Here is a 16,648-nt window from a genome sequence, read left to right on the forward strand (position 1 = left end):
GCAAGCCGTTACCTTACACATCTTCAGATAACTCTCGCTTTACATACATGCTCTTGTCCTCCTTCCCTTTCGGGTTAAAGTTAGTTGTTCACCTCGAGGCCATTTATTCTGAACCTCGCTTAGCTCCGCTAAGTATTTCTTAATGCGTACCACGGCGCACCCTCTCAATTTATACAGCTCCCGTTATTCATCCTTTTGATCCCAATCCTAGTGTCCAGTGATAGAAAATATTTGGAGACCTCTTTCTCACTTTTGCTAGAAATTGCTTTGCTAGTCTTCTATGATTTCGAAGTTTCTTATATTTGGCTCTGACCCATCCTACTAGGTGCCACTCTACATTTCTGAGAGATGGATACATCTCTGATTTATAAAACCTGCCATAGTACTGATACCAGCCTCGGACTATAGGATTTATTTTCTTTGATATTTTCTCTAGTGTTGTATATGTTTGCCTACGTATTTTCCATGACCTTATGGTTTGGTTGATCTTCTTCTTGGCTTTGTTGCTAATTGCAGGTAGAAATGAGACAAAATAGTTTCCTATTTTATTGTTCTTTGCCAGTCTAGGTCTGAACGTGTAACCCAGAAAGTCAAAGCTCTGTATTGGAAACTCATCTCTCCTATTGTCATCCTTACAGTACACTATTTGTGTCTTTTCAGGATGTAATTTTAGCTTAAACTCAGCCAATCTTTCTTCGATCTTGTCTTTTATGAATTTTGCCTGTTTCTGGGTTTTACAGTGCACCATTGCATCATCTACATATCTCTCAAATGGTATTGTTGGGTAGTTTTGCCTCATCCACATATCAAATGCATGATGCATAAATATGTTGGAAATGATTGGGCTTACAGAACCTCCTTGTGGAACTCCCTTATTCCTAACTACCTTACTGCCATCTGCTAGTTGAATCGGGGCTTTCATCCACCTTTCCACGTACAGTATGACCCACTTGCAATCTGTATGCTTCTTGATAGTTTGCAGTGCTAACACATGATCCAGATTGTCGAAAAATCCAGAAATATCAAGATCTATCATCCAATCACTTCTCCAACATCTCTTACACGCTGTACTTACCGCATCCAGTGCAGACTTGTTTGGTCTATAACCATATGAATCTTCGTGAAATTCCGGCTCTACTAACGGTTCGAGATACATAGTAGCTGCTGTTTGCCCTATCCTGTCGAATACTGAAGGAACACATAAAGTTCTTTGTCCTCCTGTATCTTTTGGTATCGCAACAGCTTTTACTGATTCTGGAAAATAACTTCCGGATGACATCCGATTCCACAGTTTGTATAGATTATCTTTTAGATTTTCTTCAAACTTTGTTATCGAGACCTCATCTACACCTGCCGCACCTCTGTTTTTGGATACTTGTTTATAAGCTTTCCAAATCAGTTGCTTTGGTATGTCAAAAGATTTTGTTTTATTCATTAACTCTTCCCTTTCGGTTGATAAATAATAAAAACTAAATAACTCAGCCCCTTCGCTCCATTTCCATTACAAAAACTTCTTCATTACTACAAGCTAATCCGCCCCTGTTTTTCGCATCAGTACTCTCTTCCTTAGAGTTCAGCTCCTTGGACTTCTCCCTTATCATCGAAACGACAGGTTCCCGTAGTTCCACACAATAGCCTGAAATAGGTTCATGCCACCTATATGCCGGATGCCACCTACCCAGTAGACAAGTTCCCGATAGGCTTATCCCAAGTTACTTTTTCTCCCCTGGTTTTGACATCATCGTATTACCTTTCGACGTGTAATCAGTGGTTCACTTGCGTTCATCTCTCTATTTCACACATGACGCATAATTACGCCTTTTCCATAACGCTCACTACCTTGGCTCTTTACCAAAGCAGCTTATGGTTGTTTGAAGCCTGCTCTTGTAAACCGGCTCTGAGGGGTCCACCCTCATCTATTGTGCAGCTTTCGCACTTAGTTTGCTCTTTCCTGAACATTCCTTGTGTCTCTACGGCACACAAAAAGCATTAATAATTATACATAATTCTAATGATCTTCATGAAAGGGCTTAGAATAGAATTTAATAGACAATCTGATTTTAATTGATATTAAACTGATCAGACTGAGAGTTGAAAATATGGCAATAATTCTTTTAGACACAAAAACTATAAATCGTATAGCAGCAGGAGAGGTAATAGAAAGGCCAGCGAGTGTAGTAAAGGAATTAGTAGAAAATGCAATAGATGCTGGAAGTTCAGAGATAGAGATCAAAATAGAAAGTGGTGGACGTAACCTTATAACTGTGACAGATGATGGAAATGGAATAGAAAAGGACGACTTAGAACTAGCATTTATGAGGCATGCCACTTCAAAATTAAGCGATAGTGAGTTAATAGAAATCAAGCACCTTGGGTTTAGGGGAGAAGCTTTACCTTCAATTGCAGCAGTAAGCAGAATGAAATTATCGTCTAAGGCAAGTGGAGCAAAGGAAGCATGGTCTATAAGGTATGAGGGAGGAGAAAAAATAAGAGAGATTACCCCTTGTTCTTTGTTGCAAGGTACATATATTGAAGTTCGTGACTTATTTTTTGCTACACCAAATAGACTAAAGTTTCTAAAAACCGAAAGGGCAGAAACACAAAGTATTGTTGATATTGTGAATAACTTAGCGATGATTAATTATAGTATTGGGTTTACTCTCACTTCTGGTAATAAAAAGCTCTTAAAATATGTTAAGCAAACTTCGCTGTTCAACAGATTATGTGAAATAGAAGAAGAATTTCAAAGCAATTCACTGGAAGTTAAAGAGGAAGAAGAAGGCATCAAACTTAAGGGACACATCTGTAAACCTAATGTCAATCGTGGCAACTCAACTCAGATTTGTACGTTTGTTAATGGAAGGCCAATAAAAGACAATCTACTTGTTGGTGCAATTAGATATGCGTATCACGATTTTATTCCAAACAATAGGTATCCTTTTGCAGTGTTGCATTTAGAAGTACCATATGACCAAGTAGATGTAAATGTGCATCCAAATAAATCGGAAGTAAGATTTCAGAATAAAAGGCTAATATATGAAATAGTGAGAAGAGGGATAATAAAAACACTATCAACGAGATTTGCAGCGGGTGATCAAGGTATTGAAGAGGAGCTAATTTTTAATGATAGTAAAAGCCAAGAGCAGGTTGATAGTCAAGAGAAAAAAGATCAAAAAGAGTTTTATGAAAAGAGACCAAGTCTTTTAGAAAATCGTCTAATGAAAGAATTCAATGCACCAGATGAAAGAAGGCAAAGCTTACCAGAAACGTTTAAATATGGAGAATCTCCACCCCAAAAGGGAACGATGGTTTTAGAAAGGAAGCAAATTGATTTAATAGAGGATTATCCTCTGGGATATGCACGCTGTCAGGTCTACAATACTTACATTGTTGCTGAGGCTAAAGACAAATTAATTATAGTAGACCAGCACGCAGCTCATGAGAGGTTGATCTATGAGTGCTTAAAACAAAAATCAAGCATAAAAAGGCAAAAGCTTCTTCTTCCTGAAATAGTCGAGATTAAAAACCAAGCTGGAATGGAGATGGTTGAAATGTATAAAGATAAGCTTTTCGAAATGGGTTTTGGTATTGAAATAGAATCAGAAGATAAAGTAAGGGTGAAAGAAATACCTGCAATTTTAAGAACAATAAATGTGAAAGAGATGGTGATGAATATAGTTGATAGATTAATGGAGATAGGAGATACGCTACCTATAGAAGAAAAAGTGTTAGCTACCATTGTGTGCCATAGAGCTGGAAGGGAAATGAAGTTGGAAGAGATGAATGAGATACTAAGACAAATTGAGAAAACTCCATATTCTGGTCATGAAAGACCAATTTATATAGAAATGAAACTAAGTGATATAGAAAAATTGTTTGAAAGGAGATGAGTTCAGTTTGTCAAAAAGGTTCCCAATTAGGTATACGTGATAGCTCTTCTGGTTATGGAGTATAAAATGTGAAAAAAGAGAATAAATGCTCTAATTTTTTAGATTACAAAGTAATAGGACAGGAAGTAAGAAATCGTAGATTAGCAAAGGGATATACTCAAAAAGATTTAGCAAAAAAAATCGGAACAACATATCAGGTAATACTGCAATATGAAAAAGGAACGCGCAGAATTTCAATTAAGAAGTTATATGAATTAGCAGAAGCATTATCAACAACTGTTAGAGATCTAGCTTGCGGACAAGAAGTATCAAATGAGAAAGGGTATGAGGGAGAGGAGGTACTAAATCTAGTAAGAAGACATAAAGAGATTAAGAACCAAGAATTACGTGAAACGTTTTATTTATTAACTAAATTCATCCGTATTGGTGAGGAAGAAAGTGGAAAGGTAGTAAAAATAGAGGTGGCAAAGGGTTTAGTTAAGGAAGGAGTTTCTGCTCATGTTATCTCTCAAACGACCAGTTTATCTATTGATGAATATGATAATGATGAGAAAAAAATTTCTATTCCGTATAAAGTAGGTCAAAGAATAAAAGAATGGAGGTTGAGAAGAGGATACACTCAGGAAGATTTAGCAAGTAAAGTGGGCATAATAAATCAAAGAATATATGAATATGAACAAGGACGAGCTGCTGTTTCACTTGAAATGTTAGATGAAATAGCAAAGGTACTATTAATTAATATTACAGATCTGCTTCCAGAAACAAGAGAAAATGAGAATAGTGAAGCAGAGCTATCAAAGTTAATAGAAGAATACAAAAAGATCAAGAGCCAAGAACTACGGCATGTACTAATAAAATCTCTGTTTGAAAGCATACAAGTTTGCAAAGAGAAAGTGAAGAGAGTAGAAAAGATGAAAATTGCAAAGAATTTAGTTAAGGAAGGAATTTCTATCAATATTATTTTAAAAACAGTGGGCATCTCTTTAGACGAAATTCAACAAATTTGAAATAAAAAATCAGTATCTATTAATATCTTTACTTTTTGATGAAAAAATAAGTAAAAAAGATTGAGAAATTGATTTGACTTCACTCAAAAGCTATGGCTTTATGCCAATGCTGACAAAAAAACAGCAGTAAATATATAAAAACATTTTGTTATTAGTGAAGGGTAATTTTTATGAATAATAAGAAAGATCGTAGAGAAGAAATAGAGTTCAGAGCATTAGAAAGCAACGGTAAAGCTCTACTTGATCGTGAAGTAATAGAAACGTTTCTAAGTGCAGTGCATGACAGGGAAGAAGCTCGAGTTATTGCTAGAAAGCTAATAGATAGTTTTGGAATAGGAGGAATTTTAGGTCAGGAAATAGATGACTTGAAAACTATAGAAGGGATAACTGACTCTACAGTAGCAGTAATTTTATGTCTAAAGGAAGCTGCAAAGAGAGTACCAAGAGAAGAGTTAAAGAAAGGACCTGTAATGGATAACTTGGAAACCATAGTAAAATATTTAAGGGTTAGTATTGGCTATTCAGAGGAGGAAAAGATGAAAATAATATATTTTGATCAAAAGTGCCGTTTAAAGTGGGAAGAAGTGTTCACTGGTACAGTGGATAAGGTACCTTTTTACATAAGAGAAGTAACAAGAAAGGCATTAATAAGAAAAGCGACGTCAATAATAATATCGCATAACCACCCAGAAGGAAGGTTAAAGCCATCTGATGAGGATGAAGCTGTAACTAAAGACTTGGCTAAAGCTTGTCAGACTATAGGGATTAGGTTACTGGATCACATTATCATCACAAGTGTTGGGTATTTTAGCTTTAAAGAGCAAGGACTGTTATAAAGCAGATATTTGAAGATTTTCATGAGTTGTTTAACTACTTGAATGAAGAAAGTATTTGCAAGCACATTAATTGTTACTTATAATTAATGAGAAAGTATATATTAAGTTAATAATAAAGTAATAAAGTCGGTTGTAGACTTAGTAAAGTATATTTAATAGCGGAGGCTAATATGAGTAATAAAATAATTGTACCTTTTGATGATCAAGAAGGAGGTACTTACGAGTTAAACATTGATCTTGATAGATTATCAAAAGGTGAGGTGTTAAATGCTATTGTAGGAATAGGTCGTACTAAGGAGCAATCCACCTTTGTAAGCAAAATTAATAAGGCTAAAAAGCCTGAGGAAATAGCACCTTTCCCTGGTAGAGAAGTTCGCGAAAACAAAATCAACTGTGGGAAAGGATTTGACTATGTTTATGGCACAAAACCTGCAAGTGATCAAGAAGATAAAAATCCATTTACCTCCGCCTTGCAAAAAATAAAGCCAAGTATAAGCGAAAGTGAAAAGTTGAGCTGGTTTAAGAGTGGAGTGGTAAAAGCAAAAACCCCAAAAGAGATGAACAAAGTTATAGATGAAGTAATAGGTGATGGAACAAGGCTAAATGCATGTAATGATGGGGAATGGAGTTTCTCAGCAGTTGTGTTAAAAGTCAATAGAAAAATTGATGTAGCTGTGAATAAGTACTTAAAATTTGTGTGGGCGTACTTATTCACAGCTATGCTATTACTATATAGAAACAGTTTTAGGGCTATACTCCTCAGTAAACAGTCTACCGTCTCTTACTAAAGAGTTAGCAAGGATAAGTAATTTTCTCATTGCAGCAGTAGAAGCAACTTTATATGGTTTTTTATATTGATTGTATAGCCTATCAAAGAAGATTTTTATATAAGAATTGTACCTTTGCGCACTAAGAATGCACATATGTAAAACCTTTCTAATTTGTGATCTACCACCCTGAATACACCTTTTTCCCTTACTAAAACCACTATCTCGATTAAAAGGTGCAACTCCGGAAAGGCTGGATATTTCTTTATGTTGGAGAGTTCCAAGCTCGGGTAGATAACAAATAAAAGTAATAGCTGTTATTGCACCTATACCAGGTATACTAGTTATTGACATATACTTTTTTTTAAGCTCTTGATTTTTATCGACTAATTCCATTACCTCATCTTCTAAGACTTGAATTTGATTTTGTAAAACTGCAAGTAGCTCTTCCATTTGTTTGATTATAGATAAATCGGTTACTTGATGAGCTTGGGTTTTTTGTATTTTTGCTATTTCTACTAGTTGATTCCTGCGAGATAATTTTTGCTTCAAACAGTCAATACTACTAACTTTTAAAGGAGTGACACGCATGTCTGTATTACTAACATAACGTGAGATGATGCTACAGTCTATTTTATCAGTTTTAGTAGCAATACCAAGGCTTTTTGCATAATCTCTCACCCATCTTGGTTGAATGACATATACTTCAAAACCATGGCTTAATAAAGTATAAGCACATAATTTTTCGTACCCACCAGTTGCTTCAAGTCCAACTTTGGTTACGTTATGTAAACGCAAAAAGTCGATTATTTGATCAATAGCTTGAACGTTATTTTCAAATACTTTATGATGTCCAAGTGGATGAATATGGATATCTAGTTTATTTTTGCTAATATCAATGCCAGTAATAATATTTGATAAATTCATAATCCCTCCATAAATAATGTGTATACTGCATTTTCCACCCTTATATACGAGCCTAAAAGCTCAACCAGTTGTTCGGAACTTTCAGTATAATAAACCAGAGAGGAGAACCTTGCTGCAAAACGGTCCTTATGACCAAGAGTATGTACGGTTCCTCCTCTCTGCGTGTCTTTATACCGCCATTTCGTGACATTTATAAAGACTTGTTTTTAACATATAAGGTCTAGTTGTGTGTCAAAACTGTGGATATGCGTATAGTGGTGCACAATGTGGAGTTGAAGGAAAAAAGTTTAGCTATTATCGCTGTAGTAGTACTATACGTATTACTGATGGTAGGGAGAAGTGTACTAATAAATTGGTCCGTACAGATATGTTAGAAACAGCTATATGGGAAAAGGTGAAAAATTTACTAAAAAACCCAGAGATAATAAAAAATGAGTATCACCGTAGAATTGCAGAAAATAAAAATGATGAATCATCAGATAAGAAGTTTGCAAGAAGGGAAAATCAAATAAAACAAGGCATCGAAAAGTTAATGGAAGACTATTATAGTCAAGAAAATGTAGGAGATAAAGGATATATAAGTGAGGAAGAATTTAAACAGACGATGAAAAGAATGAGGGAACGCTTAAGAGGGATAGAAGAAGAGAAGAAAAAGGTAGTTGATCAAAAAGCGATAGAGAAGGGAATGAACCTTATCATCAACAGTATAAAGAGTCTTTATTCCAGTGTAAAATCTAATTTGGAACAGCTAGATTGGCAAACTAAGCGTGGCATCATTAAAGCATTAGTAGAACGAATTCAGATTGGTTATGATCAGGTAGAAGTGGCGTTTAGAATCGAAGAACCAGCACAGGATGGAGAGATTTTAATTTGCAACATTGTACTGGACGTCATGGTAAGGGAGTTGGCAAAATGTGTCAAGGAGTTTTCTATTGGCTAAGGTTGTGACAATAAAGTTAAGCACTGCCAAAAACTATGGAAGAAGTCATTATAATTTGTATTATATCTTTATAAAATGGTTCGCATAAGTTATCTAGAAGTGCAACTAAACAAATACAAAAATCAAAGTGTTGCAGTTTTCGGCCTTGGTAAAACTGGTTTGTCCGTTATTAATGCTCTAACAAAAAGCAGTGCAAAAATATATGCATGGGATGATAATAAAGAGCAAATAGCAAATGCAAAAAAGATATATAAAGAGTGTAACTTTACTCATCCCAATGAGTATAATTGGCATGAGATAAGCACACTAATTTTGAGCCCTGGAGTGCCAATACCAACGCATTGGGTAGTAAAACTTGCAAGAAGCTTTGACTGCAAAATAAAATCAGACATTGAGCTATTTCTTGAAACTAAAACTACAAGCCAGAAGGTTGTAGGCATCACCGGAACAAATGGCAAATCAACCACCACGTCACTAATAGGGTACATATTAAAATCCACAGGGAAAAAAGTAGCTATTGGCGGGAATTTAGGTGTGCCTATTTTGGATTTAGAAAGAGATGCAGAAATTTATGTAATTGAATTCTCCTCTTTTCAATTGGAGCTAATAAATAAAATTAATGTAGACATTTCTGTATTGCTCAACATCACACCAGACCACATAGATAGACATGGAAGTATGAATAACTACATAGCAACTAAATTAAAACTGATAAACAGTAGCAAGATTGCCGTGATAGGATGTGATAACAAAATTACCGCTGATGTATTCAATAAATTCACTGGGAACAAAATTCCAATTTCAGTAACATATTCCCTGGTGTCATTCCAGCGCATGACCAGAAAAGAAAAACCATTGCCAACTACTCAGATGATAGAGGGTAGTGCAAGAGATCTAATATCATTGGCAGATAACAATTTGCTTGATTATAGTGAACAGATTACTGGTATAGATCGAAATTATCTGGATCCCAGTGTCAGCTACTTGGATGACAAAAGGAGTGCTGAGATTCAGGAGATCTCGCTAAAACTAGAGAATCACAACTTATCAATGAGTGATATGAAAGTAAACCTAGTATCCAATGTAGAAAATATAGTAGCTGCACACGCTGTGTGCAAGTTACTTGGAGTAGATAGCAGCACTATTGTCAATGAAATCAAATCCTTTCCAGGGCTAAGACACAGAAATGAATTTCTTGGCAAAATACATAATGTACTTTTTATCAACGATAGCAAAGCAACCAATGCAGAATCGACCGAAAAGGCAATTTTATCTTATAAAAACATATATTGGATTGTTGGCGGAAAAAGCAAAAAAGGCGGAATAGAATCATTAAGCAAGCATTTCACCAAGATTAGAAAAGCTTTTCTTATTGGAGAATCAACTGAAGTTTTTGCAAACATTATGGAGAACAAAATAGATTATATGAAGTGCTATAATCTAGAAAACGCATTTAAACTGGCTTTTGAAGAGGCCATAAATAGCAAAGAAGAAGTAGCGATATTACTTTCTCCTGCATGTTCTTCTTTTGATCAGTGGAAAAATTTTGAAGAGCGCGGTGAAGCATTTTGCAGAATGTTTGAAAATCTCAGGTATAATTATATGTGATGTTTAGTATAATATTGTATGGAACAAAAGTTAATAGTAGATGAGTTGATTAAGGTTATTCCATTTGAAGGAATAAGTGATGCAACCTTATTGAAAGTGTGCACGAACCTTAACCTAGCCAATAGTTTTTGTAAATTTCAAAATGGAATATATAGTGCTTTGGAGTACATAGCAGAGGACTTAAATAGCTCAATGGAAACTGAATTTTGGAATTCCAATTTAGAAAATATGAAGGTAAGAGAGCGGATAAAGTTAGCTGTCCAAATACGCCTTTCAAACTATGCTAAGTTACAAAATTACAGAGAGTTTTTAAAAAATGTTTTATCATTCTCTATATTACCCCAAAATACATATTTTTCTAGTAAACTCTTGTACAGAACTGTTAGCGCGATTTGGTATGGCATTCATGATCAATCAACAGATTTTAACTACTATACAAAAAGAGCAATATTAGCTGGAGTGTACTTAAGTACGATACTTTTTTTTATCAATGATTATTCAAAAGATTTTGCAGATACCCTGTCGTTTCTTGACAAACGTATCAACAATGTCATGACATTTCAAAAGTTTAAAACCCGTTTGAATAGAATGGTAAGAAACTTCTTATAGCCTCTTTACTTATACGAGTTACTCGTATTTATACCTAAAGCTGCCTTGATTTTTATGTTAAGATAATTGAACATCCACTTTTTGCTTGCTTAATATTTATAGCTAAAGCTTCATGGTGTCATTTCAGTGCGTGACGCAGAGATGTACGGAGATTGAAGATCAGTGCTTGACACTGGAATTCAGAAATTTTTTGAGAACAAAAGTTATGCTAAGTTTTTGTTGGTAAGAAAGGCTGGTGTCTGGGCACTGGGATGACAGTAGTGTGAAATGGGGCTACTTGGGGATGACAAAAAAGAATGTACTGGGATGACAAGAAATAGGGCAAATGTATAAAAATAAATATTTCTATATTCAGGAAATTGTGGACTTTAATATATCGGAATTTAGTAACTTCAATAAATTGTGATATATCTCTTATAGATTCATTCAAACTTAATTAAGTGGGAGTATTATTAATGCGAAAAGGGTTTAATTAAAATGGTATGGCGTGTGAGGAAGACATATATCAATTGGTAGAAAGTGGATTTGATATTAACTCAAAAGATATAAGCGGAGTCACTCTCTTACATAAGTTTACAAAAGAAGGCGATTTAGTTGGAGTAAAATCATTATTAGAGCACGAAGCTGACTTTAATGTTGTGGACAACGAAAATAGAAATCCACTGCATTATGCTATTATGCATGGACACAAAAAAATTGCTAAACTTCTTGTTAATCAACTGACAATTAATTCTAGAGATAAAAATGGATTTACTCCACTTCACCTTGCTACACTACAAGATGACACAGAATTAATGGATTTTTTAATAACAAAAGGCGCAAAAATTAATGAAAAAGATGCTGAGGAAGGCTATACTCCTCTTCACATGGCTTCATTATACGGTTCTAAAAAGAGCGTCCAGATTTTAATTGATAGCGGAGCAAATCTTGAATGTGAAGATAACAACTTTCGTACTCCTTTATTTTTGACCATTTATCAATGTACTACACATTATGAAAGTAGAGCAGAGATTATAGAATATCTGATAAAGAAAGGTGCAAACATAGAAGCAAAAGATGCAGAAAATAATACTACGCTTTTTCTAGCAGCATATAACAACAAAATGCAACTGGTAAAGCTTATTGTAAAGCAAGCAAAAGCTAGGTTAAAAGAGTTTGTTTGCACAAAAAACAAACATGGTTTTGATGCACTGGATTGCGCTATTAAGCATAATAATAGGCAAATGGTAACATTTCTTGTTTCAAAGGGAATAGAAGCAGATGACCAAGATTGTAGCGGTAACACCAGGTTACATAAAGCTAGCTATAATGGTGATACTAAAGCAGTTAAGTTCTTATTGGAGCTTAAGGTAAACGTTAATGCCGTCACTAGATGCAACAGAACTCCTCTGCTACTTGCAGCTAAAAAAGGCCATGTAGAAATTGTAAGAATGTTGTTAGCAGTAAAAGCCAATATGAATATTTGTGATCAACAAGGTTTTTCACCTCTGCATCTTACTATTCAAAAGGATTATTTTGATATAGCTCAGCTATTAATAGAAAAAGGGGCAATTAAGTGTAGTAAAGATTCTACTATAATAGACATGTTTATTGACAAGGCTCATAGCAAAAAAAACATTGAAGAAAATTACAAAAAATTTTGTAGGTTTTTGACGCTTTACTTGAAAGAGCTACATAGTAAACACAAAGCCTTTTGTGTACTTTCAATTCTAGCTCTAAGCTTAACAATTATAGGTTTACCATTTATTTTCAAGCCTATTATTAAATATAGAGAAAGAAGTAAAATATATAAAAAAATTAGGGCTATGCTGATTTATATTTAAGTATAACAGGAGAACTAAGCTAATATATGACAATTATCTGCTCGATAAAAATGGAATTAAATGTATCTGTTTAGCAGAGTGGCAAAATAAAATAGACAAAACCATAAAAATAAATGGTGTCATGCAATTTGAGCTTCGGCATAGATCCCCCATAAATTTTTTGGTACATATTTTTTCAACATTAATTTCGTATTCCATTCAAAGAATATTAATATTGGCATATAAGTATGAATATTATGCTAATATAATTACTTTTTAGGTATAAATGGCAAATTTATGCCTGGAAACAGTTTTTGGTTATTTCCTACACTTTCTTTATAAAAATCACAGGCGCCTGTTATTAGCTAAAGTAAAGGTCAAGTATCTGGAATTCTGGACATAAAATCCTCCTGTATAAAAAGATTAGAAAAAAAATGCAGCGCACATATGACAGACGTGTGTATACGCTGAAAAAGATACGCTACGTTTTTTATTGAAAGGTTAACTGAAAGTCTGCAGACAAAGATAGATTTTGAGCTCTTAAAATATCTCTAATTGTCATTATAATCAGATTCAAAATATGCGGAAGTAATTTTTTTTGACAATAGATTTCTTGCATAACCAAGTGTCATTCCAGCTGGGATCCAACTAAGTTGGTAAACACTTTACAACGTTTTTTGCGCGAAAAGGCTGGATGCCAGTGTCAGCTACTTGCATGACATCGTCTTGGATGAAAATCAGTACGTGATGCACCAAAAATTGTGCATCAAAAGGGTGTCATTTGAGTAACTTTTTTGTTGTCATGCCAGTGTCAGCTACTTTCATGACACCTATTTGTTCCTATGATAGTCTTATCTATCTATCTTATTTTGCTACTCTGCTGAACAGATACGTTTCTTTTACCTTTTTTATTCTGTAAATTTTTTAGTATTTGTATGTTTAACATAAGAACTATACAAGACTACAAATGGTGAATCAGCATTACCTTAAAGAGAGTACCCATATTTTCAGTTAACCTTAAAAATTCACTGAAGATCTTATTCTTCTGTTCATTACTTGCATTTTCCATTAAGGCTTGCGCTCTTTCCTTTATACCAAACAAATATAAAAATTCTCTTTGAGTTAAAATCTCACAATTTAAGTATTTTAATGAATCTTTTAACGCTTGAAAGTTTACAAGTGCAGTAATATCACTGTTACCAATATTTTCAAGAAAATTAGCATACTGATGCTGCCTTATCGATTGCAAAGTGCTCTTGTATGAAGGATATATATAGCCATAATCTATGATCAAAGCAGCTCCTCCATTATTGACTATCTTCTTCTCAAGCTTTCTTAATATTTCAATTCCAGTTAAGCATACTTCTACTACCGCACCATTGAAACCCCCTGTCATTCCAGTCTGGAATCCAGTTTTTGGTCTGGTTAAGCACTGGAGTGACAATGAAAGACTGCCATCATCTTGTTTCATCACTCTATTTTCATACCACTGCCCATCACGATAAACAAACTGATCAATTGGAAGAGCATCAAAGAACTCATTTGCAAGAAAAATAGTTGGCTGATTTGGTAAGTTGTTGACATCTGTGTGCCAGTTAATATCTAATCCCTTTAATTTTCCCTTTTGTGTTTTCTGTAAAAGAGGACTTATTTCAACTAGGTGAATGTTCATTGAGCTAAAAAAACAGCTGTATTTTTTAGTAACTCTTATTATATCGTGAATGAGTGTTCCTTTACCTGGTCCAAGTTCAACTAGAGAAAATTTTGATGGCTTTCCTAATTTTTCCCATGTATTCATTATCCACACTGCAATTGTTTCACCAAATAGCTGACTAATTTCAGGTGCAGTAATGAAGTCACCATCTTTGCCAAGTGGTAATTTATTCATGTAATAGCCGTACTCTTTATGATATAGAGCAGAGTTCATAAAATCACTGATTGATATTGACCCTTGTCTTTTATCAATTAATTCGTGTATATAAGTGAGCATATTATTAATAAATGTTTAACTATAGCGTGCCATACTATAAAATAGTGGAGTATTTATATATATAATATAAGTTTAAAAGCGATAGTGCTTTGGTTATGAATAGTCAAGATACGGATTATGTTATCCTTATACCTCAAGATGATGGTGTTGAATATAAATTTGAAGAAGTTGTCAATTTTATAGAAAATAAAATTATAGGTGCTGATGGATTAACTTTAGCAGAGGTGTTTCAAGCGTTGGTTCAAATGCTGAATGGTGATCTAGAATTGGTCAAAAGAGTACTAGCATGTGCTAATATTATGGTAAAGCATGGAATGAGGATGGCGAAAGAGTCACAGCTAAGCAGAGCCGATGTTCTTCGAGCTTTAGAAGGCAAAGAAAGTATGCTCAATAGACAAGATTTTATCAAAAAACCATCTCTCCCACCTGCTATAAAATCGATTAAAAAGAAAAGTAGAGGTCTTTAAATGACTGCATCCATCAAAAAATTTACTGTACAGTGTGATTTTAAAGGACAAAATTCGCCTTTTGCAATATACATAGGAGATCCAAAGGGTGATACTCATCCAATTCACCATCAAGATTCCTGGCTTGCAAAGGAGCGTGGAGGAAATATACCTAACAAAGTCAAAGAAAGTCTGCAAAAATTACACAAGTTATCTCAAGAAAACGGAATTTCTTTTTCAGAATTATGTGCATATGCTATCACTGTAGTTAGCAACAATGATAAAAAAAGTGATAACAAGTAGTGAGATAAGTTTAATCTCTCAATATTTCATTTATAGAGGTCTTTGATCTCGTTTTTTCGTCTACTTTTTTTACTATAACTGCACAATAGGTTGAAATGTTATTTTTAGATGGAATGGATCCTGGCACTACTACAGAATAAGGTGGCACTTCACCGTAAGATAGTTTACTCGTTTCTCTATCAATAATTTTTGTTGATGCTCCAATAAACACCCCCATACTGAGGACTGATCCTTCTCTTATTATGACGCCTTCGGTTACCTCACTTCGTGCTCCAATGAAGCAGTTATTCTCTATAATGACCGGAGAAGCTTGAATAGGTTCAAGAACTCCGCCTATTCCCACTCCCCCGGAAATATGGCAATTTTTTCCTATCTGTGCACAACTACCAATTGTTGACCAGGTGTCTATCATTGTACCAGAATCAATATATGCACCAACGTTGATAAAGCTTGGCATTAGAACAACATTTTTACCTATGTAAGCAGATTGGCGGACAAAACACCCAGGGACTGCTCTAATTTTTGATTGGTAAAATTTCTCCTCATTCCATTCACTAAACTTGCTACCAATTTTGTCAAACCAGCAATTGGTATTGTCTATTATTTTGCTTTCCTCAGTGAGAAAATGTAATAATATTGACTGCTTTATCCACTTATGTACTATCCATTCTCCACTTGATAGCTTTTCTGCTACTCTAATTTTACCACTGTCAAGTAACTCAATTACCTCTTTGATTATTAATCTTGCTTCGTGTTTTAGATTATAGTCGTTAAGTTTTTCTTTATCTTTCCAAATATTTTCTATCTCATCTTGTAATTTTTTAGTTGCAAATTTTTCATTTATTATATACATATTGATATCAAATTTATATTATTTTATACGCAAGCACTATGAAAATACAATGTCATAATTGTACTAAAACTTACTTAGTATCTCGTGGGCAAATAGGTGAATCTGGAAGAAAAGTGAAATGTACAAACTGCAATCACATGTGGCATGAGTATCTAAAAGAAATGTCAAGTGAATTGTGCCCTGCTGGTATACAAGAAAAAAAAGCTAACTGGAGGCAAAGTTTAACTCTAGCTTTTGCAACAGTTGCAGGGTTATGCGTTATAATTGTTGGTGGTATCTTTCCAGGAGAGGTAAGTAAGGTATATAAAGCAGTTAGTGCATATAAAGATTCAATAAGCCATAAATTAGGATACAAAAAAGTGCAAACGGAAAATTCAAGTGCGAGAGAACTTGTTGTAAATGAGTTTTATCAAGATTACCTTTTTCTATCTAATTTTAGATCTAATTAAATAGGCATAAGTCATCAATGTTATGCAAGTAACTACACTTACTCCTCTATGATAGTGTTATCCCAGTGCTCAGACACTGGGATCCAGGAATTTTGATTGTGGATAAGCATATCAAATGGTTTGGTATAATAGAAGTCGGATTCCAGTGTCAGCTACTTTCATAACACCTTATGGTTGTTATGACATTATTTACTATAGGTTTGTTTCAGAAGCTTACATTT

14 protein-coding genes and 1 pseudogene are annotated in these 16,648 nt (G+C 34.3%); 11 read left to right on the plus strand and 4 right to left on the minus strand.

The window, feature by feature from the left end:
* Positions 1-187: 187 nt before the first annotated feature.
* On the minus strand, positions 188-1,435 hold the full coding sequence (ltrA, locus tag EJB00_RS04635; RefSeq protein WP_015587818.1) for a group II intron reverse transcriptase/maturase: 1,248 nt from the start codon (positions 1,433-1,435) through the stop codon (positions 188-190).
* A gap of 664 nt (positions 1,436-2,099) precedes the next feature.
* On the opposite strand from ltrA, the gene mutL reads away from it, so the two are divergent.
* The 4 genes and pseudogenes from mutL to EJB00_RS04655 all read left to right on the plus strand — a co-directional run.
* Complete coding sequence (mutL, locus tag EJB00_RS04640; RefSeq protein WP_135352761.1) at positions 2,100-3,890, plus strand: DNA mismatch repair endonuclease MutL; 1,791 nt, start codon at positions 2,100-2,102, stop codon at positions 3,888-3,890.
* A 68-nt stretch (positions 3,891-3,958) separates the two neighbouring features.
* A complete protein-coding gene (gene wmk, locus EJB00_RS04645) occupies positions 3,959-4,897 on the plus strand; it encodes a WO male-killing family protein Wmk (RefSeq protein WP_015587820.1) in 939 nt (312 codons plus the stop codon).
* A gap of 170 nt (positions 4,898-5,067) precedes the next feature.
* Positions 5,068-5,733: a JAB domain-containing protein gene (locus tag EJB00_RS04650; RefSeq protein WP_015587821.1), complete on the plus strand. Its 666-nt coding sequence runs from the start codon at positions 5,068-5,070 to the stop codon at positions 5,731-5,733.
* A gap of 170 nt (positions 5,734-5,903) precedes the next feature.
* A pseudogene (locus tag EJB00_RS04655) lies at positions 5,904-6,380 on the plus strand (hypothetical protein); the annotation flags it as partial.
* An 81-nt stretch (positions 6,381-6,461) separates the two neighbouring features.
* Here the strand turns inward: EJB00_RS04655 and EJB00_RS04660 are convergent.
* The gene (locus tag EJB00_RS04660) at positions 6,462-7,427 is read right to left on the minus strand and encodes an IS110 family RNA-guided transposase (RefSeq protein WP_135352759.1); all 966 of its coding nucleotides are present in this window, start codon (positions 7,425-7,427) and stop codon (positions 6,462-6,464) included.
* Positions 7,428-7,653: 226 nt separating this feature from the next.
* Between EJB00_RS04660 and EJB00_RS04670 the strand changes: the two genes are divergently transcribed.
* The 4 genes from EJB00_RS04670 (at position 7,654) to EJB00_RS04685 (ending at position 12,407) form a co-directional block, all read left to right on the plus strand.
* On the plus strand, positions 7,654-8,367 hold the full coding sequence (locus EJB00_RS04670; protein ID WP_225416254.1) for a recombinase zinc ribbon domain-containing protein: 714 nt from the start codon (positions 7,654-7,656) through the stop codon (positions 8,365-8,367).
* Positions 8,368-8,442: 75 nt separating this feature from the next.
* Complete coding sequence (locus EJB00_RS04675) at positions 8,443-9,975, plus strand: Mur ligase family protein (RefSeq protein WP_015587823.1); 1,533 nt, start codon at positions 8,443-8,445, stop codon at positions 9,973-9,975.
* 18 nt (positions 9,976-9,993) lie between these two features.
* Positions 9,994-10,584, plus strand: coding sequence for a COQ9 family protein (locus EJB00_RS04680; RefSeq protein WP_015587824.1), 591 nt, complete (start codon positions 9,994-9,996; stop codon positions 10,582-10,584).
* Between the two features lie 482 nt (positions 10,585-11,066).
* Complete coding sequence (locus EJB00_RS04685; RefSeq protein ID WP_135352789.1) at positions 11,067-12,407, plus strand: ankyrin repeat domain-containing protein; 1,341 nt, start codon at positions 11,067-11,069, stop codon at positions 12,405-12,407.
* A 940-nt stretch (positions 12,408-13,347) separates the two neighbouring features.
* Here the strand turns inward: EJB00_RS04685 and EJB00_RS04695 are convergent.
* Positions 13,348-14,376 (minus strand): class I SAM-dependent methyltransferase, encoded by a 1,029-nt coding sequence (locus tag EJB00_RS04695; protein WP_135352790.1) that lies wholly within the window; start codon positions 14,374-14,376, stop codon positions 13,348-13,350.
* A gap of 95 nt (positions 14,377-14,471) precedes the next feature.
* Here EJB00_RS04695 and EJB00_RS04700 point away from each other — a divergent pair, with 95 nt between their 5' ends.
* Complete coding sequence (locus EJB00_RS04700; RefSeq protein ID WP_135352791.1) at positions 14,472-14,843, plus strand: hypothetical protein; 372 nt, start codon at positions 14,472-14,474, stop codon at positions 14,841-14,843.
* Positions 14,844-15,125, plus strand: coding sequence for a DUF2610 domain-containing protein (locus EJB00_RS04705; protein WP_108784050.1), 282 nt, complete (start codon positions 14,844-14,846; stop codon positions 15,123-15,125).
* Positions 15,126-15,135: 10 nt separating this feature from the next.
* Here the strand turns inward: EJB00_RS04705 and dapD are convergent, their stop codons facing one another.
* Positions 15,136-15,978, minus strand: coding sequence for a 2,3,4,5-tetrahydropyridine-2,6-dicarboxylate N-succinyltransferase (gene dapD, locus EJB00_RS04710; protein ID WP_015587829.1), 843 nt, complete (start codon positions 15,976-15,978; stop codon positions 15,136-15,138).
* 38 nt (positions 15,979-16,016) lie between these two features.
* Here dapD and EJB00_RS04715 point away from each other — a divergent pair, with 38 nt between their 5' ends.
* Positions 16,017-16,427: a zinc-ribbon domain-containing protein gene (locus EJB00_RS04715; RefSeq protein ID WP_015587830.1), complete on the plus strand. Its 411-nt coding sequence runs from the start codon at positions 16,017-16,019 to the stop codon at positions 16,425-16,427.
* Positions 16,428-16,648: the final 221 nt, after the last annotated feature.

The sequence above is a fragment of the Wolbachia endosymbiont of Drosophila mauritiana genome, assembly GCF_004795975.1.
GTDB lineage: Bacteria > Pseudomonadota > Alphaproteobacteria > Rickettsiales > Anaplasmataceae > Wolbachia.